We start from the raw sequence: 22,970 nt of genomic DNA, 5'->3' as shown, positions 1-22,970 counted from the left end.
TTAACGACTTTTCATATTTGTCTATTGAACTTATACTAATATCCATGTATAGTACATAATTGTTTAATAAAGAAAAAAAACGTATAAAGTAAGAGTGGGTGTTTATCATGACAGCCATACTAATGATTGAGCAGAAAGGATTATTTAAATATGAAGCTTGGCGCCCGCATTCTGAAAACGGGGATCGCAATCATACTATCTTTATTTTTAGCAGAACTTTTTCAACTCCCATCTCCTGTTTTTGCAGGGATTGCAGCTATTTTTGCACTGCAACCAACGATTTATCGTTCTTATTTATCTGTACTTGAACAAATTCAAGGAAATATAATCGGAGCAGTAATCGCGGTATTATTTGTACTATTATTTGGTCATGAAATTCTCATTATCGGTTTAGCAGCAATAGTGGTTATTACGATTAATTTAAAATTAAAACTTGATAACACTATTGGTTTATCACTCGTTACAATGGTAGCGATTATGGTCACACCAGGAGATACCTTTACTGAGTTTGCCATTCTTAGGTTCTCGACAGTTATCCTCGGGATATTTTCTGCATTTATTGTTAATCTGGTGTTTATTCCACCGAAATATGAGAAGAAGTTATATGTAAAGATTTCTAATCTAACCGAAGAAATTACAAAGTGGATTCGCTTAAATATAAGGCATGCCTCTGAACATCATTTATTAAAGAATGATATACGGACCATGCAAGAAGGATTAACAAAGATTGATACGCTTTTTTCTTTATATAAAGAAGAACGTAATTACTTTAAAAAGAAGAACCATTCCAAACCGAGAAAATTAGTCATTTACCGGCAAATGAATGCCGCGAATAAAAAAGCTCTAGATACTTTAACAAAGATGCATCGCTTTGAGAATGATTTAGCAGAAATGCCGGAAGATTTTCAACACCTTATCCAGCAACAATTGGATATTATTACTCATTATCATGAACATGCGGTATTAAAATTTATTGGGAAAGTTCGACCGGAAGTCGTTTTTGAAGAAGGCGATATTACTTTAAGTAGAAAGGAACTTTTCACGCTCTTTTTAGAACAACAACATCTCATTTCAGATGATGGGCAGGTAGAATTAGCTCATACTATGCATATTGTATCTGCAATGATGGATTATAATGAACAAGTGGAACGATTGAATTGCCTTATTAGTAGCTTTCAAAAGTTCCATAAAGAAGACTCTTCTTTAACATTAGATGAAGCCGTTGACGAACAATAATCAATAAGAGGCTACCGGATATAAAATCTCCGATAGCCTCTTTTCCTCTAAATTTTTCTAATTCTTCATCCTCGGATCTAAGGCATCTCTTAATCCATCCCCCATTAAGTTAAAGCCGAGAACTGTTAACATAATGGCTATGCCAGGGAATATCATTGTCCACGGTGCTTGGATAAGTAACACTCTTGCATCTGAAAGCATTTTACCCCATTCCGGATTCGGTGCCTCTGCTCCTAAACCTAAGAACCCTAGAGCTGCTGCTTCAATAATAGCCGTACCAATTGCCAGAGTTCCTTGAACGATAATAGGTGCCATACTATTGGGAAGTACATGCCTAAATAGAATTCGATTATTTTTCATCCCAACTGCCTTCGCGGCTACAATATACTCCTCTTGTTTAACACTTAAAACTTTTGAACGAATTAACCTCCCAAAATTAGGAATATTAATAACAGCTATCGCAATTAATGCATTCTGCAGTGATGGTCCTAAGACGGCCACAATAGCAATTGCCAAAAGAATACTTGGGAAAGCAAGCATTATATCAAAAATCCTAGAGATAATCGTATCGATCCATCTCCCGTAATACCCCGCAATAATCCCTAATAAAGAACCCACAACAGCCGAACCCATTACCGCTAAGAAACCAACCCATAACGATATTCTCGCCCCAAAAATCACTCGCGAAAAAATATCTCTCCCAAAATCATCAGTTCCAAACCAATGTTCCGCTGATGGGGCTTGAAGCCTATTTGCCATATTCTGCTCATTAATGCCCTGTGGCGCAATGAATGGTGCAAAAATCGCTAACAGTATAAAAAATACAACAATCCCTGTACCGACTAAGGCAATTTTGTTTTTCATGAAGCTTTGTAACGCCTCCACCCAAGGCGATTGTACTTTATCTTCATTATTTTTTGGCTGAATAGGTGGTTTATTATTTACTGACACTTCCACGTCTATTCCTCCCTTAACGATAATTAATTCGCGGATCGATTGTAGCGTACAATAAGTCTATGAATAAATTAATCATGACAAATATAAATGCAATCACTAATATTCCAGATTGAATGACAGGATAATCTCTCGCACTAATCGCATCGTAAATATATCTGCCCATACCCGGCCAACTAAATATCGTTTCGGTAAGAATCGCACCACCTAACAATAATCCTGTTTGCAAACCTATCACAGTAAGAACAGGAATCACTGCGTTTTTTAATGAATGCTTGTACACAACCCAAAACATTCTTATTCCTTTAGCTCTTGCTGTTCTAATATAGTCAGATTTCATTACCTCTAACATTGAAGATCTCGTTATTCTAGCAATGATGGCCATTGGAATTGTAGCTAAAGCAAACGCTGGCAATATTAAATGACGTAACACATCAACAAATTGATCAAACCTACCTTGAATCAATGTATCTATTAAATATATATTTGTTATAGATGTAACAGGGTTCCTTACCTCTTCCCTTCCAGATGTCGGTAACCAATCAAGCTGAATAGAGAAGAACCATTGTTCCATCAAACCTAACCAAAAAATAGGTATAGAAACACCGATCAGTGCTAAAATCATCGCTATGTAATCAAACCAAGAATGCTGAAACCATGCACTTATGATACCAGCATTAACCCCTATAAAAATGGCAATTAACATTGCGCAAAAGGATAACTCTAAAGTTGCTGCTAAGTATGGCCAAATTTCCTGATTTATCGCTGTATTGGTTTTGATTGATTCTCCCAAATCACCAGTCAATAAATCTCCCAAATATGTAAAGTACTGAATATACCACGGTTGATCTAACCCGAGCTGTTGCGTTAAGGCCTCTATCGCCTCTTCCGTAGCTAATTGCCCTAATATGATTTGAGCTGGATCACCGGGAATTGCACGAATCATTAGAAAAACAATCAGTGATAAACCTAATAGAACGGGTATTAATGCAATTAACCGCCTAACTGTGTAAGTAAACATCTTCTCACCTCTATTACTACATTATTATCAGATGAATAGAAAAGGGAGTGTGCCACTCCCTTTTTCTATCTCTATTGATTTATTGACTGACCTCCACATGTGAAAGCAAATCAGACCCTGTCGGATGTGGTAGGAAATTCTTAATATTAGATTTCCCAGCTAAAATAGGACGTGAATGTACAAGCGGAATCCATGGTGCATCTTCTTTTATAATTACTTGTGCTTGTTTGTATAACTCATCTCTTTTCGCTTGATCAGTAGTTGCTTGCGCTTCTAATAATAAATCATGTACTTCACTGTTTTTGTAGTAAGTGTAGTTATTTGAACCGATGGCATCTTCATCTAATAATACATACAAGAAGTTATCTGCATCACCATTATCACCTGTCCATCCAAGTAAGAATGAATCAGCTTCTCCATTATTAGCTTTTTCTAAATATGTTCCCCATTCATATGAAACAATCTTAGCTTTAACGCCAATTTCAGCAAAATCAGCTTGTAGGGCTTCAGCTATTTTTTGGCCGTCCGGCATATATGGTCTTGGAACTGGCATTGCCCATAATTCCATCTCAAATCCGTCTTCATATCCAGCTTCCTTAAGTAATTCTTTTGCTTTTTCTGGATCGTATGGATAGTCTTCAATTTCATCATTATAACCAGAGATTACCGGTGGCATTGGATTTACAGCTGGGTCCGCTGCGCCAGCATAGAATGCATCGATGATTTCTTCTTTATTCACCGCATGGTTAAGTGCTTGACGGACTAACTTTTCTTGTAAAGGACCTCTCGTATTCGTTAATCCAACATAAGCAACATTCATTGTCGGTCTCTCAAATGTTTGTAGGTCTGGATTATCTTCAATTTGTTGGACGTCGCTGAAATTCACACCATCAATTAAATCAACTTCTCCTGAAGCTAAAGCGTTTAGTCTTGCAGAGTTCTCAGGAATAGATCTGAAAATGACTGAGTCTAATTTTGGTAAACCTTCATCCCAATACTCTTCATTTTTTACGATTGTGATTCTGTCATTTCTTTTCCATTCTTGAAATTTAAATGGACCCGTTCCAACTGGGTTTTCAAGGAATTTATCACCATGCTCTTCAATGGCTGTTGGACTGGCGATACCAAATGGTGACATCGCTAAGTTTTTATAGAACGGTGCAATTGCTGTATTTAACTTGACTTCAACCGTATAATCATCAACTGCTGTTACACTATCAACCTTATCTCCAAATTGAGAATTGTAATAATAGAATTGTTCTTTATTCCCTGCCATCCAACGTTCGAAGTTGAATACGACAGCTTCCGCATTAAAATCTGTTCCATCATGGAACTTAACTCCTTCACGTAGTTTAAGTGTCTGAGTCAACCCATCTTCACTTGTTTCCCAATCTGTTGCTAGACCAGGATGAAGCTCCGTATCTTGCTCACCAAATTCAACAAGCGTTTCAAAAATATTTTTCGTTACTTTAAAAGCTTCACCTTCAGTTGTAATTGCTGGGTCAAGAGAAGTTGAATCTCCTCCTCGACCAAAGACAAGTGTTCCTCCAGTGCTCCCTTCATCTGCTTCTCCGCCTTCATCTCCATTATCACCTGACGTAGAACTATTACATCCAGCAAAAATAAGGGTACTAACCATTAATACAATAAGTAGCCAAAAACTTTTCTTTTTCTTCATTCTTCATTCTCTCCCTTCTAATTTGCAATCTCTTTCTCATATAAATGGCAAGCCACCATATGTCCATCTTCTATTTCCTGCAAAAGTGGTCGTTCTTGCTTACAAATCTCCATACATTTTGAACATCTCGTATGGAAAGCACAACCGTTTGGTGGATCAGCAGGGTTAGGGATATCTCCAGATAGCACTCCCTGAGTAACAGCTATTTCTGGATCAGGGATCGGAACGGAACTTAGAAGTGCTTCTGTATATGGATGAAGTGGCTTATCATACAATTGTTTAGCGGTTGTTAACTCAACCATTCTTCCTAAATACATAACTCCTACACGGTCGCTAATATGTTTGATCACCCCTAGGTCATGGGCGATAAATATATAGGTCAGACCGAATTCTTTTTGTAAATCTTCTAATAAATTCAATACTTGTGCCTGTATGGATACATCTAGAGCAGACACAGGTTCATCAGCAATAATTAATTTGGGTCTGGTCATTAATGCGCGCGCAATTCCAATCCGTTGTCTTTGCCCCCCACTAAATTGATGGGGATAGCGTTTAGCATGGTAACCACTTAATCCAACAACTTCAAGCATTTCTCTTACCTGCTTCTTCCGTGTAGCTTTATCTCCAATCCCATGAACAATTAAAGGTTCTTCTAATATTTGTTCGACTGAGTGACGTGGATTGAGTGAAGCAAATGGATCTTGAAAGACCATTTGCATGTCTTTTCTCAATTTTCTCATCTCATAATCTGATAATTTCGTAATTTCTTTACCGTTAAATGAAATTTTCCCTTCGGTTGGCTCAATTAATCTCATCAACATCCGTCCAGTTGTTGACTTCCCACAACCCGATTCACCAACGATTCCTAATGTTTCTCCTTCATTAACAAAAAAACTAATATCATCTACTGCTTTTACATCCGCAACTTTGCGATTAAAAACGCCAGCAGTAATCGGAAAATATTTTTTTAGATTTTCTACTTCTAATATTGCTTTACTCATGAGACTTCCCTCCTCTTCTCATGTAGAAAGCATCTTACCGTATGCTCTTCACCATCTTCCATAAACAATACAGGGTCTTCCATTACGCAGCGTTCATGAGCAAATTCACATCTTTCAGCAAAACGGCAACCTTTTGTAATTGAGCCTGGTTTCGGTACATTGCCTGGAATAGAATATAATCTGGAATGCTCTCCCCTAATATCTGGAACCGACTTTAATAACCCCTGTGTATAAGGATGCTTTGGGTTTTTAAATAAATCTCCTACCTTTGCTTCTTCTACCACTTGTCCTGCGTACATTACAATGACACGCTCACACATTTGCGCCACTACTCCAAGGTCATGTGTAATCATCATAATAGAAGTTTGCAAAGTTTTATTTAGCTCTTTCATCAGACCAAGAATTTGCGATTGAATGGTTACATCCAAAGCAGTTGTTGGTTCATCAGCTATTAGTACTTCGGGATTACAGGACAGTGCCATGGCTATCATTACCCGCTGTCTCATTCCACCAGACAACTGATGCGGATACTCTTTCATTATCGCCTCTGCCCTTGGTAAGCCTACTAGTTTTAGCATTTTAAGTGCGATTTCATTTGCTTCTTTTTTTGTCTTTTTCATATGTATTTTGATGCCTTCTGTCATTTGTTCCCCTATTTTAAAAAGCGGATTGAGGCTAGTCATTGGCTCTTGAAAGATCATAGCAATTTCATTACCACGAATTTCTCTCATTCTCTTTTCATTAGCCCCTACTATATTCTCACCGTTAAGTAGTATTTCCCCGCCAACTATTTTCCCAGGTGGTTGCGGCACAAGCTTCATAATAGACAATGATGTTACGCTTTTACCACAACCTGATTCACCAACAATCCCTATTACCTCTCCTTTATGAATAGTAAAACTTACCTGATCGACGGCGGTTACTTCTCCGTCTTTAGTTACAAACGAAGTTTCTAGATTTCTTACCTCTAATACTGGAGATTGCGTCACTATGTCACCCCTTTATCAGTTTCTTCTACATTCTCCCTCCGTTTTTTAATATTTTATAAAATATGTAAGAATAAGTCTATTGTTTTTTCAGAAATATTTAAATATAATTATAATTCTTTAAAATTACGCTAGTTTATTATTTTTTTATAATATAATTCCGAATTTTCCAATTATTAATATAATAAAATAGCAATTTATATATTTTATAGAGTCGGGAGTCACAAGCCTTATCTGCATTTACATTCGAGTGTATCTTAGGAACTACCTGTTTTCAGATACTAACTCAAGCCAACAGAAACTAAAAAATCACATACATGTCTAAATTCTAAAAAGAATTTTACATGAATGTGATTTCGATAGCGTTACCATCTAATTACGATTCGAGTTGTTGTACTTGGAAAAGCTTATAATAATGACCCTGTCTCTCCATTAATTCCTCATGTGAGCCCGTCTCCACAATTTCACCATATTCAACAACAACAATGCGATCGGCATGTGTGATTGTAGATAATCTATGAGCGACGATAAACGTCGTTCGATCCGTTGCCAAATCATTTAATGCCTCTTGAATAAGATGTTCGCTTTCTAAGTCTAATGCTGAGGTCGCCTCATCTAATATAAGAATTGGAGGGTTTTTCAAGAAAATACGTGCAATAGCAATTCGTTGTTTTTGCCCACCGGAAAGCTTTACTCCTCGTTCTCCCACTTTCGTTTCATACCCTTCAGGCAAATCCATTATAAATCCATGTGCATTAGCTGCCTTAGCTGCTCTAATGACCTCTTCATCACTAGCATCAGGCTTTCCGAGTAATATATTTGCTTTTACTGATTCACTAAACAAAATATTATCTTGTAGTACCATACCAATATGATCTCGTAAACTTCTTACTTGGAAAGAACGAATATCTTCACCATCAAGTAATATTCGCCCACCTGAAACATCATAAAAGCGGGGAATTAAACTAACTAGTGAAGATTTTCCTCCACCACTCATTCCAACAAGTGCAATGGTTTCCCCTTGTTTCACATCTAAATTAATATCACGAAGAACAGCACCATCTTCATTATTATATTTAAAATGAACATCTTTGAACTCAATATGGCCAGCTACATTTCTACAAGGGATAGCATTTTCTTTATCATCAATATCATATTTTTCATCAACTAATTCAAACACACGGTCCATTGAAGCGATAGCTTGTGTCAATGTTGTCGATGAATTGACTAGCCTTCTAAGTGGATTATATAAACGGTCAATATAAGCTACAAATGCCATCATAACACCTAAAGTGATTTGTCCTTGTATCACTTGATATCCAGCAAAGGCAATTACTAGGAGTGGAGCAATATCAGTAATTGTATTCACGACTGCAAATGCTTTCGCATTCCACTTTGTATGATCAATAGCCTTTGATAAAAAGTTACTGTTATGCCTCGTGAAATTTCTTTGTTCATAATCTTCTGTGGCAAAACTTTTAATAACGGCCATTCCTTGAACTCTTTCGTGTAAATAACCTTGAACCTCAGCTAAAGCTTGTGATCGATCTCTTGTTAACCTTCGTAAATTTCCAAAGAAATACTTTACACTTAATGCATAGAACGGCATTAAAATAAGCGATACAATCGTCAATTTAACATCCATCGTAAACATAATTGCAACAGCTATAATAATGGTGGCCATATCCAGCCATAAATTCATCAGTCCTGTAACAACAAAATTCTTTGTTTGCTCTACATCATTTATGATTCTAGATATCACTTCACCTGATCGATTATTCGCATAAAATTTAAAGCTTAATTTCTGAATATGAGTAAAAAGTTTATCTCTAATATCAAATAAAATCTTGCTCGCTACCCATTGTGCGAAATATTGTCGATAATATTCTACTGGTGGCCTTACAATTATAAAAATAATCAACATCATACCCATGATCGTTAAAAGTTGTGTCATTTTTTCAGGTTGTGTAAGCGCATCATTTCCGACTATATCATCGATTACATATTTAATTAACAGCGGGATTAACAATGGTATTGCAAATTTCACAATACCAATTAGTATTGTTAAGAAAATCTGTAGGCGATACGGCTTAACAAAATGCATATATCTTTTAATTATGTTCAATTTTAGCCTGTCACCCTTTTTGTTCATTTATCTTTTAATCTATCCAGATTGTCATGATTCATTTCTTCTTCAAGCCTTCTAGATATTCATTATGTAAAGATAATACCATTTATTTTTCATGCCAAATAAAAACCTGTTGTTTCTCATATCAACAGGCGTAAATAAAACATTTTATCTTCGGTAAGTTAAGTATCTTTCATACCAACCATCCACAAAATCCGGTGCAAAAGGACCTTTTCGTTGTCTGATTAAGAATATCAACTTGTCCACATTTGCCCACAAGATTTTATCAATCGGTGTGGGGTAACGCATTTCTTGCCGATGACGCTCATATTCATCTTCATCCAATAAATTAAACGTCATATCCGGAAAAACTTTAATATCTAAATCGTAATCAATATACTTAACCGCCTCTCCATCGTAAATAAAAGGAGAGCTTAAATTACAATAATAGTACACGCCATCTTCTCTCAGCATTCCGATAATATTAAACCAATATTGTGAGTGAAAATAACAGATTGCCGGTTCTCTCGTAATCCAAGTTCGACCATCTGATTCAGTAACCATTGTACGATCGTTTGCTCCAATAATTAAGTTTTGCGTACCTTTAAGGATTGTTGACTCTTCCCAGACGCGATGGATGTGCCCATTATGTTTATAACTATGAATTTGTACCGGTTCACCTTCTATGGGTACCGCCATTCTTTTCCCCTACTTTCCTTTCTGGAAGCTTTGGAACCTTTTATTAAAAAGGACATCCTCTCAAACTTATTACCTTCTATAATGCTTCCGATAAGTTGATTGATGATTAAAGGTAACAAAGTGCAGATCCTATTTTCTATTTATTATAACGTTAAAAAATGAATTTTAAAACAAAGACAGCTTAATTGTCGGTAGATTCAGCAGTAATTGGGTATGTAATGCTCATCCTATTGTATCATTCTTGCCTTTAACATATGTTTACTAAACGATAATCTTTGCATTTTTCATATTTTGTTTGCGAAACAATTTCACAACTTCATTCGTTTGCTGTTCGAATACAGCCACTATTTCATCTAATTCATCATTCATTTTTTGGATCTCACTGTGAATATCGCTTACAGCTGTTCTAGAGCGTAAACGAGAAAGTTCATTTTGAAGTTCATGACATCTCTCCACTTCACTTTGCAAATAAAGTAAATGATCCATTGTTTTCATTTGTTCTTCAACCAATGCTTGAAATTCTTTCATAAAAATACACCAGCCTTTAAAGTCTTTTCTAAACTATTCTATCTTTTTTGTATCGATTCCTTTGCAGATTATTGTTGATGAGATAGAACTTTTGTCGAAATAAAAGAAGACTAAATATAAAAAAGCACCCCTTTTGAAAAAAAGGAGCGCCTTTTAATGAAGAACTATTGTTGATTTTGGTTGTTTTGGTTTTTCGCTTTTTGCTTATTAGCTTCAGCTTGTTGATTTTGTTGTCTTACTTCTTGAGCGTTTGTTTCACTCGCAAATTCTTGATTATATTGTTGTTGGTTTTGTTGTTGTTGATTTTGCTTTTTAGCCATCCTAATCACCTCCACGCTCATTAATTTAACCAGAGCGAGAGGAATTATCCATTTTTTTCGAAGTAATTATATTCCGAATATTACATCAAACCAATAATGAGATGCCACCATCCACTATTATCGTTTGTCCACGAATCATGCTAGCATCATCAGATACTAAAAACATGACCGAGTTGACCATATCATCAATAGAGACCATTCTACCTGCTGGCGTTTTTTCACTTGCTTCAGCTAATAACTCTTCTCTATTCGGAAAATGTTTTAATGCCTCTGTATCCACTGCTCCACCTGATACGGCATTTACACATATATTTTTCGGTGCTAATTCAACAGCTAAATATCTTGTTAAAGCCTCAACAGCAGCTTTAGAAACACCGACTACAGTATAATTTTCCAAGTAGCGAATAGAACCTAGTGAGCTAATGCTGACAATCTTTCCACCGCCATTTTTCTCCATTAACTTAGCTGCTTCTTTCGCACAAAATAACAACGCTTTACTATTAATATTCATTGTCCAATTCCAATGAGTTTCCTCTAGTTCCATGATAGGTCTTTGTACGCCTGATGCAGCATTACTAATGAAAACATCTAAACGGCCAAACGTTTCATCTATTTGCGCAAACATTGATTTTATTTTTTCATTATCGCCGACATTTGCTTTAATTGTTAATACTTTTCTTCCTAATGATTCGATCTCCCGAGCGACTTCTTCCGCTTGTGAACGACTACGAGCATAGTTTAAAACAATATCATAACCCTCATGTGCAAGTCTCAATGCAGTAGCTCTGCCAATGCCTCTGCTACTTCCTGTAATTAGTGCAACTTTTCCTTCATTCATCTAAAAACTTGCTCCTTTCAATGTTCAATTCTTCCATCGTACCCATTTTATCTTGTTGTGTTATGATTGACAATCTCATTCATCCATTATCCCCTTATACTGCATGTACTGCTTGAACATTTTTTGATGGGAGACGGGAAATGGATATTTTTTTATGTCTTCTAAGGATACTAACTTTACATTTTCTGTTTCGGTTACTGAATGAATTTCCCCTTCATACAAATTGATATGCCATGTAAGATGCGTGAACACATGATCGATTTGACCAATACGCTGATTAATTTTCAAATGCGTATCGTATGACTTAGATAATTGATTTTGGAGTTGCTGTTTATCTGAATCGATTTGAAGATGAATTTCTTCATTAGGAAACTCCCATAAATTAGCTAATAATCCTTTATTTGGCCTTTTGCGGATTAATAACTGCCCCTTACTATTAGAGAGAATGGCGGAAGCAATCTGAACATGCTTTTTTTTCACCTTTTTAGTTTTTACAGGTAATTCCGCTTGCTTACCTTCATAAAAAGCATGACAATGATCCCTCACTGGGCATAATAAGCAAGATGGGGAAGTTGGCGTACATATAAGCGCACCTAACTCCATTAAAGCTTGATTAAAATACGATGGGTTGTCATGAGAAATTAACTCTCTTACCGCTGCTTCAAATATTTTTCTCGCTGAAGCTTTAGCGATATCATCCTCGATCATGAGAATACGTGAAAGAACACGCATCACGTTGCCATCAACTGCAGGTTCTGGCTCGCCATAGGCAATACTTAATATCGCACCAGCAGTGTAAGGGCCAACACCTTTTAATGCAGAAATATCCTTAATATTGTTAGGTACTACTCCGTCATACTGTTCCTGTACTTCTCTGACTGCAGATTGTAAATTTCTTGCCCTAGAATAATAACCAAGACCTTCCCAAAGTTTCAGCACCTTTTCTTCTTCCGCTTCTGCAAGATCTTTCACTGTAGGAAACGCCTCCATAAAACGTAAAAAGTACGGGATAACGGTGTCGACTCTTGTTTGTTGGAGCATGATTTCAGACACCCATACTTTATATGGATCTTTATCCTTTCTCCATGGTAGGTCTCTCTGCTCTTTTTCAAACCAAGATAATAAATCCTGTTGAAATGCATAAATATCTATAGGATTATCTTTTAGTTGAGAATTGTTCATTTTTTTTAACCTCCATGATTTGAAACTATGTTAATTAGGGAATATACTAAATAAAATATTAAAAACAAAAAGGAGGAATTCCTCTTTTGGATACCGGAACTCACGTAGTCATGGGACTGGCGCTCGGAGGACTTGCAACACTTGACCCCGTTGTTGCCAATAGTTCAATAACAGCAGCAAGTGTAATGGTCGGTACAATAATTGGATCACAAATACCAGATATCGATACCATATTAAAATTAAAAAATAATGCTTCATATATAAGAAATCATCGGGGTGTTACTCATAGCATTCCAGCGGTGATACTATGGCCATTACTAATAACAGGTGTTATTTATTTATTTTTTCCCGAAACAAATCTTTTTCACCTTTGGTTATGGACCTTTATAGCTGTATTTTTACATGTATTTGTCGATATTTTTAATGCTTATGGCACACAAGCTTTAAGGCCATTTTCATCGAGATGGGTAGCATTAGGTATGATCAATACATTTGATCCGTTTATTTTTGCCATGCACGTCTTTGGCTTGTTTCTGTGGATATTCGGAATGGACCCAGGATATACATTCCTAGTTATTTATTGTATTTTATTTATTTATTATATTTTACGTTATTTTGCAAAGAAATCCGTTGAAGCGAAAGTTCAAAAGCTCATCCCTGACGCAACAGAAATCATTATATCACCAACTATGAAATACAACCAATGGAGAATTGCTATAAAAAATAAAGATAGCTTTTTTGTTGGACGCGCCCTTAGAGGTCAAGTTCGTATTGTTGATCAGTTTAAGCGTGTACCTATACCAAAAACACCGATTTTTAACGCAGCAACGAAAGATAAGAATATCTCTGCCTTTCTTTCCTTTTCTCCAGTATATAGATGGGAAATTGAGACAATCGAAAACATTGTAGAAATTAGATTTATCGATTTAAGATATCGTAGCAATGAATATTATCCATTTGTTGCTGTTGCCCATTTAGACAAGGATTTAACGATCATCAACTCATATACGGGCTGGATATTTAGTGAGGAGAAATTGAAGAAGAAATTAGATATTATTACAAATTAAACAGTAAATGTGCAAACACAACAAATAAGCTCCCCCATTAGCTCCTATTAACGAACGGGGGAGCTCTCTTTTATGGCTTAATTCATTTTATTTTTATCTTCCTCAAGTAAATGCTTATATTTTGGATTTTTTGCGATAAACTCATGTAATTTAGCCCCATGATTTTCAATCCATTGGCTGACTACTTTAGCAGTCATCTCTTCACCCTGATATTTTTTTCCTGCCTTCGCATAGGTCGCTTCAAAATCCTCCCAAAGCAATTCAATCCATGTTCTGGCAATGTGAACAGACAATTGATCATTTATTTCCAATAAACGATTAAGAAGTTTATTTTGAAATTCATTCATCTTTTACCCTACTTCCAAATTATTTTTTCCGTGTGTGAAATACGTATTTGCTTATACTAATGAATAGGCGAAGTTGAATAAATGACGCTTCGCAAATATTTTTAGAAATGAGGCAAAAACGATGCGTAATAAAGCCGCTCATTTCCCTAATCAGAACCACAATAAGTTTGACGGTGAACCACGTGCCAAAGCTGAGTTTGCTTCCAAAAGAGCAGATGGAACGATACAAACACAGCCACAGGAACGGATGAAGGCATCATCAAATCGCAATAGCAATACAACTGATTTTTAAACTTAGGGGGTTAATTTACATGGTAAACAAAAAAGAAATCTTTGGTGAAAACGAATTTAACAGTCCGTTTGCATCCGGACATTTCAATCCGAAAAAGGCACATTACCAAGTAAATGGAGAGACACAACAAACGCAAAATCTTATTAAGCTCAAGCGAACTTTACAAAAAACCCCTTAACACTGAAAGAGGATGATAAATACGTCATCCTCTTTTTAAAGATTTTTCAACTTGCCGAGCATTGCAATCGGTAAAGCTTCTTGCTCTTGATCTCCAGATAAGCGATAACCCCAAGCAAAAACGCCATTCATATAATCAATTTTAAAGTAAGAGCCTGGATCTCCCTCTATTTCATATATTTCATTTGTAATAAAGTCATCGGGATTGAGCAAATACGACTTAGCCATCACTGTTTTTCTTTCCAGTACAGCGAATTCATTAACCATTCCTAATTGCTCAGCTTTTCTAGATTTTTCTCTTAATTGAGCAATTTCTTGTTTTAGCTCATATTCGCTCAATTGGCTATACCTTTTTTCTTGCATAGTAAAAAGACCTCCTCATACATCTTTATTTTCTTTTAAATAGGCATCAATTAAATGCAAAGGAAACCCTTTTCGAAATAACGCTTGCTTTAACTTTTGCTCATAGATGAATGGTTCTTCATGATTATATTTTCTACTTATTTTTTCAGCTTGACGTTTCAGAGCTCCCATCTCCTCATCATCGTCTTTATCTAATTGTATTTCTTCAAGTGCCAACTGAATCATATCATAACTGAAGCCTTTTCTCGTTAACATTTGCTCTATTTTTTGTTGCATCATTCTTGAGGAATCTTTTTTATATTTAAGCGTATATTTCTGACAAAGAGAAATGGCTGTTTCAACTTGCTCTTCCTTTGGGTATAGTTCTATAACATCTTGTATGATTTTTTCAGCTATACCTTTATCTTTCAATTCATGTCTAATTATATTTGGACCTTTATCTGTCGTATTCTTTTGGGTTCTCACAAATGCAATAGCGAATTCTTCATCATTCAAGAATTGGTATTGATATAATTTATGGATCACTTCATCTATCAACTCAACAGCATACTCTTTCTTGATTAAATGTGTACGAACTTCAGATTCAGAACGCATTCTACTAGAAAGATAATGGATGGCCGTATTGTACGCCTTTCTAATCTCATCTTGGAATTGAATTTCTCCGATGAGTAAGGAATCAATCTCTTTCCCTTTTTTCATATTATATTTAATTAACACATCTTCATCCACACTGAAGGCATACGTCTCTCCATGCTCACTGTCGGTATAGATATTGTAGCGATCTTTATTTTTCTTTTGAATCGTAATTTTAGTAATTGTAGGCATATCCTCACCTCACTTTAACTTTACCACAAAAAAAACAGGTTTTAATCCACTTTTCATTGAATTCATTTAGAAATAGAAGAGAATTTTTGCGGAGGGGTCAACATGAAAATTGCTTTAACAGGCGGAACGGGCTTTATTGGACAAAAACTAACTGACCAATTATTACAAGAAAATCACCAAGTTTATATACTTACAAGAAATAAAGGAAAGAAGCAAGAAAAACAAGGTCTCCACTTTGTTCAATGGTTAAATGAAGGGGATGAACCAGAAGAAATGCTAGAAGGAATAGATGTCCTCATTAATTTAGCTGGGGAATCAATCAACAGTGGTCGTTGGACTGAAGAAAGAAAAAGACGAATATACCATAGTCGAATGCATGCTACAAATGAGGTAATACGCCTAATCGATCATCTAAACGAAAAGCCATACACCCTTATTAATGCAAGTGCTGTTGGCTATTATGGCACATCAGAAAAGCGTACATTTGACGAGGCAAGTCCTTATTCTGGTGAGGATTTTTTAAGTACTGTCGTTAAAAACTGGGAGGATATAGCAAAAACTGCCGAAAAAGATTGGAATATACGCACGATATGTTGTCGTTTTGGCATCATTCTCGATAAAAATGCAGGGGCGTTACCTAAGATGGCCCTTCCATATAAACTCTTTGCTGGAGGTAGAATTGGTAGTGGTAATCAATGGCTTTCTTGGATTCATATTAATGACGTTATCTCCGCAATCGTTTATATGATTGAACATGAATCAATAGAAGGTCCCGTCAATTTTACTGCTCCAAACCCAGTAACCATGAATGAGTTTGGCCATACATTAAGCACTGTGCTCCATAAACCACATTGGCTACCTGTCCCTTCATTTGCAGTAAAAGCTATCCTTGGTGAAATGAGTAAGCTCGTAACTGAAGGGCAAAAAGTTACACCAAATAAGCTTCTGAGTCATGATTACCCTTTTCATTTTACTCATTTAAAAGAAGCATTAGAAGATATTTATCAGAAGTAGCTTTTATATTTTGATGTCACAAATACACTCTGTTGATTAAATACAGAAGATAAGTGATTCTTTTGAGTGGTCACGCATCTTTTGTTTACGTAAATAGACCATTTCTTTCACTTTTTTTGCTCTGATTTTTTCTTTTAACCACTTTTCTACTAAGAATGGTCGTTTATCCATTCGCCGTGCTTCTCCGTTAAGTTAATTGAACTTTTTCGGGGAAGAAATTCTTCCCTAGGACGATCTGGGGCATGATTCTTTTCTGAGGACGGTGATTTCTCCTATTTCCTCACTCTCGTGAATTTCTGTATAAATTTCAAGCTAGCAAAGTACTTTTTGATTGTTTGTACTCCTATGGAAATTAATACAAAACTGCTTTTTCGCGATTTTTTGTGTTTTTGGATTTAAAATCTATTTAGGTATAGTCCTCTTCCTTTTTCTTTCTGCCTTTTGCGCGTATCTTCTGTTTGCGCGCAGTTCTTTTCCTTTTCTTGCTGTCTTTTGCGCGTATATACGATTTACGCGCAGTTCTTTTCCTTCTCTTACTGCCTTTTGCGCGTATCTTCTGTTTGCGCGCAGTTCTCTTCCTTTTCTTGCTGCCTTTTGCGCGTATCTTCGTTTTGCGCGCAGTTCTCTTCCTTTTCTTGCTGCCTTTTTGCGCGTATCCACGTTTTGCACGCAGCTATCTCCCTTTTCTTGCTGCCTTTTGCGCGTATCTTCGTTTTGCGCGCAATTCCCTCCTTTTTCTTCCTGTCTTTTGCGCGTATATACTGTTTGCGCGCAGTTCTCTCCCTTTTCTTTCTGCCTTTTGCGCGTATCCACGTTTTGCGCGCAGTTCTCTCCCTTCTCTTGCTGCCTTTTGCGCGTATCCACGTTTTGCGCGCAGTTCTCTCCCTTTTCTTTCTGCCTTTTGCGCGTATATACGATTTACGCGCAGTTCTTTTCCTTCTCTTACTGCCTTTTGCGCGTATCTTCTGTTTACGCGCAGTTCTCTTCCTTTTCTTTCTGTCTTTTGCGCGTATCCACTTTTTGCGCGCAATTCCCTCCCTTTTCTTGCTGCATTTTGCGCGTATCTTCTGTTTGCGCGCAGTTCTCCCCCTTTTCTTACTGCATTTTGCACATATACACGGCTTGTCTGCAGTTCTCCTTTTTCTCCTCTAAGGACGACAGGAAGGCTATTCTTCCTCTTGCGACACTCTCAGTTTCTTTCCCTTCTAAAAAGCCAACACTTTCGCGATTCTCTCCCCTTCTCGAACACTTTATTCTCTATTTACTTCCTCATCTCTTACTTCAATCGTATGGTACTCGTGAAAATAGGGCAATCTAATAAAGTTTACTACTAATAAGAAAGGGTGAATGTTATGGCAAATGATAAAAAGAGGAAAGAACGGAGCTTTAGTGGTCTTTCAAGCATGCAAGAAGTTACATATGCAAAAGAATTTAAACGTGCTGATCGTGCAGCCAAAAACCCCCTTCAGCAAAGACATTAGATTTATTTTCTCATCAAAAAAGATGCCAGTACATCAAACACAAGGTTGATGTACTGGCATCTTTAATTAACCACTTCTTTCTTTACTATTTTGCAATTGATGATAGAAACCTTTTTCTTTCAGCAATGATTGATGTGTACCCTCTTCTATTATTTTTCCATCTTTTAATACGTAGATTCTATCCGCATTTTGAATAGTATTTAACCGGTGGGCAATGACAAAACATGTTCGATTAATCATCAACTTTTGTAATGCTTGTTGAATCTTCACCTCTGTAACCGTATCAATATTACTCGTAGCTTCGTCTAAAATTAAAATTTTTGGTTGTGCCAAAAAAGCACGGGCGATACTAATTAATTGTTTCTGTCCTTGACTAATCCCGCTGCCATTAAAACTCAAAGTCGTGTCATACTGCTGTGGTAATTTCATAATAAATGAATGAGCATTTGCCTTCATTGCAGCTTGTATAACATCCTCATCCGTTGCCTCAAGATGACTATAGCGGATATTATCCTTGACGGTCCCTTGAAAAAGAAAGGAATCTTGCAGAACAAAGCCCATATATGATCGTAAGCTCTCTTTATGTATTGTGGAGATATCACGATCATCTAATAATATTCTCCCTTTACTCACTTCATAGAAACGACTAATAAGTTGAATTATGGTTGTTTTACCTGCGCCTGTTGGACCTACTAGAGCAACAGTCTCACCAGGACGGGCTTCAAGATATATATGAGAAAGTATTTCTCTGTCTTCCCCGTAAGTAAACGATACGTTATCAAAAATAACCTCACCATTTACATTTTCAAGCATCTGCTTATCTTTTTCACTCGTTAATTCATCTTTTTCATCAATCAGCTCAAAAACTCTTTCAGCTCCAGCAATGGCAGATAATAACGTATTAAATTGATTGGCTAAATCATTGAGTGGTCTTGTAAACTGTCGAGAATACTCTGTAAAAACAACTATTGTACCAATGCTCACTCCACCGTTTAATGCAAGTATTCCGCCAATCGCAGCAATGACGGCAAAGCTGAAATTATTCAATAAATGCATCAACTTAGGAATAAACCCTGAGAATGTTTGTGCCCAAAATCCAGAAATTCTTAGGTTTTCTGCTTTATGCAAAAAATCATCCATCACTTTCTCTTCTTGTGAAAACATTTTGATTAATTTCTGCCCAGAAATAGATTCCTCAATATAGCCATTCATTTCTCCTAAGTTTTTTTGCTGCTCTTTAAACAACATACTTGTTCGCTTCGTAATCCATTTCATTCCATAGAACATCATCGGTATGATTAAAAGAGTCAGAATTGTTAGCAACGGACTCAACCATAACATGACTGCAATCGTACCAACGAGTGTGAAAACGCTAGATATGATTTGGATAATTGAACTATTTAAAGTCGCACTAACATTTTCAATATCATTTGTAATCCTACTCATCAATTCCCCAAGTTGTCTTTTGTCAAAAAAAGCTACAGGTAAGCGGTGTATTTGTCGGAATAAATCTGCGCGCATATTAAATACAGTGTCTTGAGACACACCGATCATCCAATAGTTTTGTAGCCATAGTGACAATGATTGAACGATATAAGTTACAAGTAACCCTAGTAATAACCAAACGAAAACAACCGCTTCATTTTCTTCTATAAAAGTATCTATTGTTATTCCTACTAAAAAGGGACCAAGTAAAGACATCGCTGAACTAATGACAATCATAAAAAAGAGTAATAATAGCCGTATTTTATAGATTGCAAGGTAAGACCAAATTCTTTTAATGACAGCACTGAAGTCATTGGGCTTACGTTGCTTTTTGTTCCTATCGTTATTTATTTGATTATGTATCTTTGGTTGTTTGAATGGGGCCATTATTTTAGTAAACACTATTCATAGCCCCCTGTTCTGACTGAGAATACGCTATTTCTCTATAAAGAGTAGACGTATTCATCAATTGATCATGTGTTCCCTCTTCAATGATTTTTCCATCATCTATAAGCATAATTTTATCCGCTCTCTTGGCCGTACTTAATTTTTGTGTGACAATGAATAAAGTACATTTATATTTATCAATCGCATCCAATACTTTGGACTCTGTTTGTAAATCCAAAGCACTCGTACTATCATCCAATATGAGAATATTAGGCTTTCTAATTAAAGCACGAGCAACCGATAATCTTTGCTTTTGACCTCCTGATAGATTAAATCCTTTTTGTCCTAATTTTGTTTCATAGCCATCTTTTAAATCAGTAATGGTTTCATGTATTTGCGCGTCTTGTGCCGCCGCTTTCATTTCAGATAAAGTCGCGTCTGATTTACCCCATGCTAAGTTTTCTTCCACTGTACCACTAAATAAGATGGACTCTTGAGGGGTAAAACCAATTCTCTTTCGTAAATCATCCATTTTAACATCTTTCAGATTCATACCATCCACATAAACTGCACCTTCAGTAGGATCATATAATCTAGGAATAAGTTGTAGAATAGAACTTTTACCAGCACCTGTACTACCCAATATAGCGACAGTTTCTCCTGGACGAATATGAAAACTAATATCTTTTAAGACATATGTAGACATCCCTGGGTACCTAAATGAGACATGCTCAAATGTAACCGCTCCTTTTAACTGCTCAAGGCTTTTGCCATCTTCTTCATCTTCTAAATCAATCTTCGCCTCAAGTACTTCAACAATCCGTTCAGATGAAGCACGCGCTCTCGAAAAAGCCATAATGATGAATGAAAACATTGAAAAGGCAGTAGTCATTCTCGTAGCATAATTAATAATTGAAACGACTTCCCCCACTTCTATATTTGTCGCTTGCAATTGTTCTCTACCGATCCATAAAATAAAGATAATACAAACATTCATTATGAATAGTAATGCAGGCATAGCTGCTTCCATCAATCTTAGAGCGCTTGCTGTTTGTTCCTTTAAGTTATTACTTACATTCATAAACTTTTTTACTTCATGAGTTCTGCGGTTATACGCTTTAATCAACCTTAATCCTATTAAACTTTCCTGCATGACATTATTGACTGTATCCAGTTTTTGTTGAACAGACCTAAACATCTTACCGCCTTTAGTCATCACAATAACAAGGAAGATCACTACAACCGGTATGGTAATTAGAAAAATAAGCGCTAACTGCCAATTCACTAGGACAGCTAATATAAGACTACCTATAATGAGTAAAGGAGCCCTTAACATAATTCTTAAGCCCATAAACACGATATTTTGCACTTGTGTCACATCATTAGTCATTCTTGTAATCAAGGATGCGTGAGGAAAGGTATTAAAGTTGGTGAATGAAAAAGATTGCACCTTTTTCATTAGTTTCTTTCGAATACTAAATCCTAAATTTTGTCCAACGAAGGCTGCATAATATGAGTTTGTAATCCCTGAGAAGAAGGCAATTAATGATAGTAGGAGCATCATACCTCCCCAATAAAGGACCACACTCATATCATTATTTAGAATACCTTCATCAATAATTTTGCCGATTAATAATGGTTGAAGCAATTCAACTGATAACTCAATAAGCATAAGTATTAATGCAATATATGCCGCGACTCGATAAGGTTTAATAAATTTGAGTATCTTTGTCATAGCTTTCCCCCAAACTAATACTTCGTTTAACTAAATAGATATGAACTATCATATACCTTTTTACATAATTTTTAAATAATTCATTCTGATTTTTATTTCTTTAATGTTATGTTAAAATTTTTAGAGGTAGAGAACATTGACTTTTTCAAAAGTTGTTCTTCGTTTTTAACACAATTTAGCATACTTACCTTGAACATTTTTCAATGCTTACTAAGCATTTAACCTATTATTCAATCATAAGGGATTTTTTAACTATACGACTAAATTTTCTTTGTAATCCATATACTAACATGCATCATGTCATGTGTATTGTATTCTCAAAATGGTTAAAAAAGTAACTTACTTATAATTATAAAACTAAAGGATGCGATAAAAGGTGAAAAATACGAATCACGACCAACAATTACATAATGATGTTATTGAAACATTAAGGGAGACAAGCCGTACTTTTTTCATTCCAATCAGCTTATTAGTAACAGAGTTACGAGAAACCGTTGCATCTGCTTACCTTTGTATGCGCGCAATTGATGAAATTGAAGATCATCCTGATTTGGAACCAGCTTTAAAAAGCAAACTATTGCATAATATCGGTGACGTCCTTCAATCCGCTCAATACAATAAAGAAACCTTTATTAAGATGTTCAAGCCATTTGAAAACGAATTACCAGAAGTTACTCTTCGCCTATATGATTGGATTTCTTTCTGTCCAGATGAAATTAGAGTAAAAGTAGTTGAGTCAACTGCAATCATGGCATCTGGGATGGGTGATTGGGTTGATAAAGATTGGCAAATACAATCAGAAGCGGACCTTGATCAATATACGTATACAGTTGCTGGATTAGTTGGTGTGATGTTAACCGACATATGGAAATGGTATGACGGAACTGAAGCTGATAAAGAGCTTGGAATTGGTTTCGGTCGTGGACTTCAAGCTGTTAACATTTTAAGAAATTATAAAGAAGATGCAGAACGCGGTGTAAGCTTTTTCCCAGATAGTTATAGCCTAGACGATATGTTTGATTATGCGCATAAAAATCTATCTCGAGCTGACGAATACGTAGCGAGTATCGAGACAGAGACAATCGTGAATTTCTGTCAAATACCACTTTCACTTGCCCATGGAACATTAAAAGCGTTAGTAGACGGTCGAGAAAAAATGACTCGTGATGAAGTAAATGAAACTGTTAATAAAGTAATAAAGAAAACATCATAATAAAAGGCAGCGA

Annotated in this window: 26 protein-coding genes; 7 read left to right on the top strand and 19 right to left on the bottom strand. The window is 36.0% G+C overall.

Annotated features, from left to right (window positions below; translation table 11 throughout):
* Positions 1 to 150: 150 nt before the first annotated feature.
* Positions 151 to 1,236 (top strand): aromatic acid exporter family protein, encoded by a 1,086-nt coding sequence (locus tag MKX67_RS07160; RefSeq protein ID WP_307317977.1) that lies wholly within the window; start codon positions 151 to 153, stop codon positions 1,234 to 1,236.
* A 57-nt stretch (positions 1,237 to 1,293) separates the two neighbouring features.
* Here the strand turns inward: MKX67_RS07160 and nikC are convergent, their stop codons facing one another.
* From nikC to mutY, 11 genes are all read right to left on the bottom strand, one after another.
* Positions 1,294 to 2,187, bottom strand: a complete 894-nt coding sequence (nikC, locus tag MKX67_RS07155) for a nickel transporter permease (RefSeq protein ID WP_233435343.1) — start codon at positions 2,185 to 2,187, stop codon at positions 1,294 to 1,296.
* 19 nt (positions 2,188 to 2,206) lie between these two features.
* On the bottom strand, positions 2,207 to 3,211 hold the full coding sequence (locus tag MKX67_RS07150) for an ABC transporter permease (RefSeq protein WP_342489080.1): 1,005 nt from the start codon (positions 3,209 to 3,211) through the stop codon (positions 2,207 to 2,209).
* Between the two features lie 79 nt (positions 3,212 to 3,290).
* Positions 3,291 to 4,889, bottom strand: a complete 1,599-nt coding sequence (locus MKX67_RS07145; RefSeq protein WP_095369998.1) for an ABC transporter substrate-binding protein — start codon at positions 4,887 to 4,889, stop codon at positions 3,291 to 3,293.
* A 17-nt stretch (positions 4,890 to 4,906) separates the two neighbouring features.
* On the bottom strand, positions 4,907 to 5,890 hold the full coding sequence (locus MKX67_RS07140) for a dipeptide ABC transporter ATP-binding protein (RefSeq protein ID WP_095369999.1): 984 nt from the start codon (positions 5,888 to 5,890) through the stop codon (positions 4,907 to 4,909).
* Positions 5,887 to 6,879: an ABC transporter ATP-binding protein gene (locus tag MKX67_RS07135; protein ID WP_095370000.1), complete on the bottom strand. Its 993-nt coding sequence runs from the start codon at positions 6,877 to 6,879 to the stop codon at positions 5,887 to 5,889. The genes MKX67_RS07140 and MKX67_RS07135 overlap by 4 nt, the downstream gene beginning before the upstream one ends.
* A 373-nt stretch (positions 6,880 to 7,252) precedes the next feature.
* Positions 7,253 to 9,001 (bottom strand): ABC transporter ATP-binding protein, encoded by a 1,749-nt coding sequence (locus MKX67_RS07130; RefSeq protein ID WP_342489079.1) that lies wholly within the window; start codon positions 8,999 to 9,001, stop codon positions 7,253 to 7,255.
* A 171-nt stretch (positions 9,002 to 9,172) separates the two neighbouring features.
* Positions 9,173 to 9,703 (bottom strand): DUF402 domain-containing protein, encoded by a 531-nt coding sequence (locus MKX67_RS07125; RefSeq protein ID WP_095370002.1) that lies wholly within the window; start codon positions 9,701 to 9,703, stop codon positions 9,173 to 9,175.
* A gap of 261 nt (positions 9,704 to 9,964) precedes the next feature.
* Complete coding sequence (locus MKX67_RS07120) at positions 9,965 to 10,231, bottom strand: YgaB family protein (protein ID WP_095370003.1); 267 nt, start codon at positions 10,229 to 10,231, stop codon at positions 9,965 to 9,967.
* A gap of 164 nt (positions 10,232 to 10,395) precedes the next feature.
* Positions 10,396 to 10,551, bottom strand: a complete 156-nt coding sequence (locus tag MKX67_RS07115) for a gamma-type small acid-soluble spore protein (RefSeq protein ID WP_224935696.1) — start codon at positions 10,549 to 10,551, stop codon at positions 10,396 to 10,398.
* 85 nt (positions 10,552 to 10,636) lie between these two features.
* Positions 10,637 to 11,389, bottom strand: a complete 753-nt coding sequence (fabL, locus tag MKX67_RS07110) for an enoyl-[acyl-carrier-protein] reductase FabL (protein ID WP_341054934.1) — start codon at positions 11,387 to 11,389, stop codon at positions 10,637 to 10,639.
* A 75-nt stretch (positions 11,390 to 11,464) separates the two neighbouring features.
* Positions 11,465 to 12,571 carry an A/G-specific adenine glycosylase gene (gene mutY / locus MKX67_RS07105; protein WP_342489077.1) on the bottom strand — a complete coding sequence of 369 codons (1,107 nt, stop codon included), beginning with the start codon at positions 12,569 to 12,571 and terminating at the stop codon, positions 11,465 to 11,467.
* An 86-nt stretch (positions 12,572 to 12,657) separates the two neighbouring features.
* Between mutY and MKX67_RS07100 the strand changes: the two genes are divergently transcribed.
* Positions 12,658 to 13,638, top strand: a complete 981-nt coding sequence (locus tag MKX67_RS07100; protein WP_095370006.1) for a metal-dependent hydrolase — start codon at positions 12,658 to 12,660, stop codon at positions 13,636 to 13,638.
* 77 nt (positions 13,639 to 13,715) lie between these two features.
* On the opposite strand, the gene MKX67_RS07095 is transcribed toward MKX67_RS07100, so the two are convergent.
* Positions 13,716 to 13,985 (bottom strand): YfhJ family protein, encoded by a 270-nt coding sequence (locus MKX67_RS07095; RefSeq protein ID WP_095370007.1) that lies wholly within the window; start codon positions 13,983 to 13,985, stop codon positions 13,716 to 13,718.
* Between the two features lie 121 nt (positions 13,986 to 14,106).
* On the opposite strand from MKX67_RS07095, the gene MKX67_RS07090 reads away from it, so the two are divergent.
* Both MKX67_RS07090 and MKX67_RS07085 read left to right on the top strand, forming a co-directional pair.
* Positions 14,107 to 14,277, top strand: a complete 171-nt coding sequence (locus tag MKX67_RS07090) for a small, acid-soluble spore protein K (protein ID WP_095370008.1) — start codon at positions 14,107 to 14,109, stop codon at positions 14,275 to 14,277.
* Positions 14,278 to 14,296: 19 nt separating this feature from the next.
* Positions 14,297 to 14,455 carry a YpzG family protein gene (locus tag MKX67_RS07085; RefSeq protein ID WP_095370009.1) on the top strand — a complete coding sequence of 53 codons (159 nt, stop codon included), beginning with the start codon at positions 14,297 to 14,299 and terminating at the stop codon, positions 14,453 to 14,455.
* 35 nt (positions 14,456 to 14,490) lie between these two features.
* Here MKX67_RS07085 and MKX67_RS07080 read toward each other — a convergent pair whose 3' ends face one another.
* Both MKX67_RS07080 and recX read right to left on the bottom strand, forming a co-directional pair.
* Positions 14,491 to 14,817 carry a YfhH family protein gene (locus MKX67_RS07080; RefSeq protein ID WP_095370010.1) on the bottom strand — a complete coding sequence of 109 codons (327 nt, stop codon included), beginning with the start codon at positions 14,815 to 14,817 and terminating at the stop codon, positions 14,491 to 14,493.
* A gap of 15 nt (positions 14,818 to 14,832) precedes the next feature.
* On the bottom strand, positions 14,833 to 15,642 hold the full coding sequence (recX, locus tag MKX67_RS07075; protein ID WP_307317993.1) for a recombination regulator RecX: 810 nt from the start codon (positions 15,640 to 15,642) through the stop codon (positions 14,833 to 14,835).
* A 102-nt stretch (positions 15,643 to 15,744) separates the two neighbouring features.
* Between recX and MKX67_RS07070 the strand changes: the two genes are divergently transcribed.
* The gene (locus MKX67_RS07070) at positions 15,745 to 16,656 is read left to right on the top strand and encodes a TIGR01777 family oxidoreductase (protein WP_307317995.1); all 912 of its coding nucleotides are present in this window, start codon (positions 15,745 to 15,747) and stop codon (positions 16,654 to 16,656) included.
* Positions 16,657 to 16,692: 36 nt separating this feature from the next.
* Here the strand turns inward: MKX67_RS07070 and MKX67_RS07065 are convergent, their stop codons facing one another.
* From MKX67_RS07065 to MKX67_RS07055, 3 genes are all read right to left on the bottom strand, one after another.
* Positions 16,693 to 16,827, bottom strand: coding sequence for a hypothetical protein (locus MKX67_RS07065; RefSeq protein ID WP_267892247.1), 135 nt, complete (start codon positions 16,825 to 16,827; stop codon positions 16,693 to 16,695).
* A 231-nt stretch (positions 16,828 to 17,058) separates the two neighbouring features.
* The gene (locus MKX67_RS07060; protein WP_342489076.1) at positions 17,059 to 17,325 is read right to left on the bottom strand and encodes a hypothetical protein; all 267 of its coding nucleotides are present in this window, start codon (positions 17,323 to 17,325) and stop codon (positions 17,059 to 17,061) included.
* A 4-nt stretch (positions 17,326 to 17,329) separates the two neighbouring features.
* Positions 17,330 to 17,767, bottom strand: a complete 438-nt coding sequence (locus MKX67_RS07055; RefSeq protein WP_342489075.1) for a hypothetical protein — start codon at positions 17,765 to 17,767, stop codon at positions 17,330 to 17,332.
* A gap of 241 nt (positions 17,768 to 18,008) precedes the next feature.
* Between MKX67_RS07055 and MKX67_RS07050 the strand changes: the two genes are divergently transcribed.
* Positions 18,009 to 18,137 (top strand): YfhE family protein, encoded by a 129-nt coding sequence (locus MKX67_RS07050; protein WP_095370014.1) that lies wholly within the window; start codon positions 18,009 to 18,011, stop codon positions 18,135 to 18,137.
* Between the two features lie 66 nt (positions 18,138 to 18,203).
* Here MKX67_RS07050 and MKX67_RS07045 read toward each other — a convergent pair whose 3' ends face one another.
* Together MKX67_RS07045 and MKX67_RS07040 are read right to left on the bottom strand one after the other, a co-directional pair.
* On the bottom strand, positions 18,204 to 20,009 hold the full coding sequence (locus tag MKX67_RS07045; protein ID WP_095373495.1) for an ABC transporter ATP-binding protein: 1,806 nt from the start codon (positions 20,007 to 20,009) through the stop codon (positions 18,204 to 18,206).
* A 4-nt stretch (positions 20,010 to 20,013) separates the two neighbouring features.
* Positions 20,014 to 21,744, bottom strand: coding sequence for an ABC transporter ATP-binding protein (locus tag MKX67_RS07040; RefSeq protein ID WP_342489074.1), 1,731 nt, complete (start codon positions 21,742 to 21,744; stop codon positions 20,014 to 20,016).
* A 376-nt stretch (positions 21,745 to 22,120) separates the two neighbouring features.
* Here MKX67_RS07040 and MKX67_RS07035 point away from each other — a divergent pair, with 376 nt between their 5' ends.
* Positions 22,121 to 22,957, top strand: a complete 837-nt coding sequence (locus MKX67_RS07035; protein ID WP_095370016.1) for a phytoene/squalene synthase family protein — start codon at positions 22,121 to 22,123, stop codon at positions 22,955 to 22,957.
* Positions 22,958 to 22,970 lie beyond the last annotated feature (13 nt).

The organism is Cytobacillus sp. FSL W7-1323 (genome assembly GCF_038595015.1).
Taxonomy (GTDB): Bacteria; Bacillota; Bacilli; order Bacillales; family Cytobacillaceae; genus Cytobacillus; species Cytobacillus kochii.
This window is presented reverse-complemented; position numbering and strand designations above follow the sequence as displayed.

Bases quoted from the DNA above. Each gene is read 5' to 3' on its own strand.
- MKX67_RS07160 (WP_307317977.1), top strand. From the start codon at position 151: ATGAAGCTTGGCGCCCGCATTCTGAAAACGGGGATCGCAATCATACTA.
- MKX67_RS07150 (WP_342489080.1), bottom strand. From the start codon at position 3,211: ATGTTTACTTACACAGTTAGGCGGTTAATTGCATTAATACCCGTTCTA.
- MKX67_RS07145 (WP_095369998.1), bottom strand. From the start codon at position 4,889: ATGAAGAAAAAGAAAAGTTTTTGGCTACTTATTGTATTAATGGTTAGT.
- MKX67_RS07140 (WP_095369999.1), bottom strand. From the start codon at position 5,890: ATGAGTAAAGCAATATTAGAAGTAGAAAATCTAAAAAAATATTTTCCG.
- MKX67_RS07125 (WP_095370002.1), bottom strand. From the start codon at position 9,703: ATGGCGGTACCCATAGAAGGTGAACCGGTACAAATTCATAGTTATAAA.
- MKX67_RS07120 (WP_095370003.1), bottom strand. From the start codon at position 10,231: ATGAAAGAATTTCAAGCATTGGTTGAAGAACAAATGAAAACAATGGAT.
- MKX67_RS07115 (WP_224935696.1), bottom strand. From the start codon at position 10,551: ATGGCTAAAAAGCAAAATCAACAACAACAAAACCAACAACAATATAAT.
- fabL (WP_341054934.1), bottom strand. From the start codon at position 11,389: ATGAATGAAGGAAAAGTTGCACTAATTACAGGAAGTAGCAGAGGCATT.
- mutY (WP_342489077.1), bottom strand. From the start codon at position 12,571: ATGAACAATTCTCAACTAAAAGATAATCCTATAGATATTTATGCATTT.
- MKX67_RS07095 (WP_095370007.1), bottom strand. From the start codon at position 13,985: ATGAATGAATTTCAAAATAAACTTCTTAATCGTTTATTGGAAATAAAT.
- MKX67_RS07090 (WP_095370008.1), top strand. From the start codon at position 14,107: ATGCGTAATAAAGCCGCTCATTTCCCTAATCAGAACCACAATAAGTTT.
- MKX67_RS07085 (WP_095370009.1), top strand. From the start codon at position 14,297: ATGGTAAACAAAAAAGAAATCTTTGGTGAAAACGAATTTAACAGTCCG.
- MKX67_RS07080 (WP_095370010.1), bottom strand. From the start codon at position 14,817: ATGCAAGAAAAAAGGTATAGCCAATTGAGCGAATATGAGCTAAAACAA.
- recX (WP_307317993.1), bottom strand. From the start codon at position 15,642: ATGCCTACAATTACTAAAATTACGATTCAAAAGAAAAATAAAGATCGC.
- MKX67_RS07070 (WP_307317995.1), top strand. From the start codon at position 15,745: ATGAAAATTGCTTTAACAGGCGGAACGGGCTTTATTGGACAAAAACTA.
- MKX67_RS07065 (WP_267892247.1), bottom strand. From the start codon at position 16,827: ATGGATAAACGACCATTCTTAGTAGAAAAGTGGTTAAAAGAAAAAATC.
- MKX67_RS07050 (WP_095370014.1), top strand. From the start codon at position 18,009: ATGGCAAATGATAAAAAGAGGAAAGAACGGAGCTTTAGTGGTCTTTCA.
- MKX67_RS07045 (WP_095373495.1), bottom strand. From the start codon at position 20,009: ATGGCCCCATTCAAACAACCAAAGATACATAATCAAATAAATAACGAT.
- MKX67_RS07040 (WP_342489074.1), bottom strand. From the start codon at position 21,744: ATGACAAAGATACTCAAATTTATTAAACCTTATCGAGTCGCGGCATAT.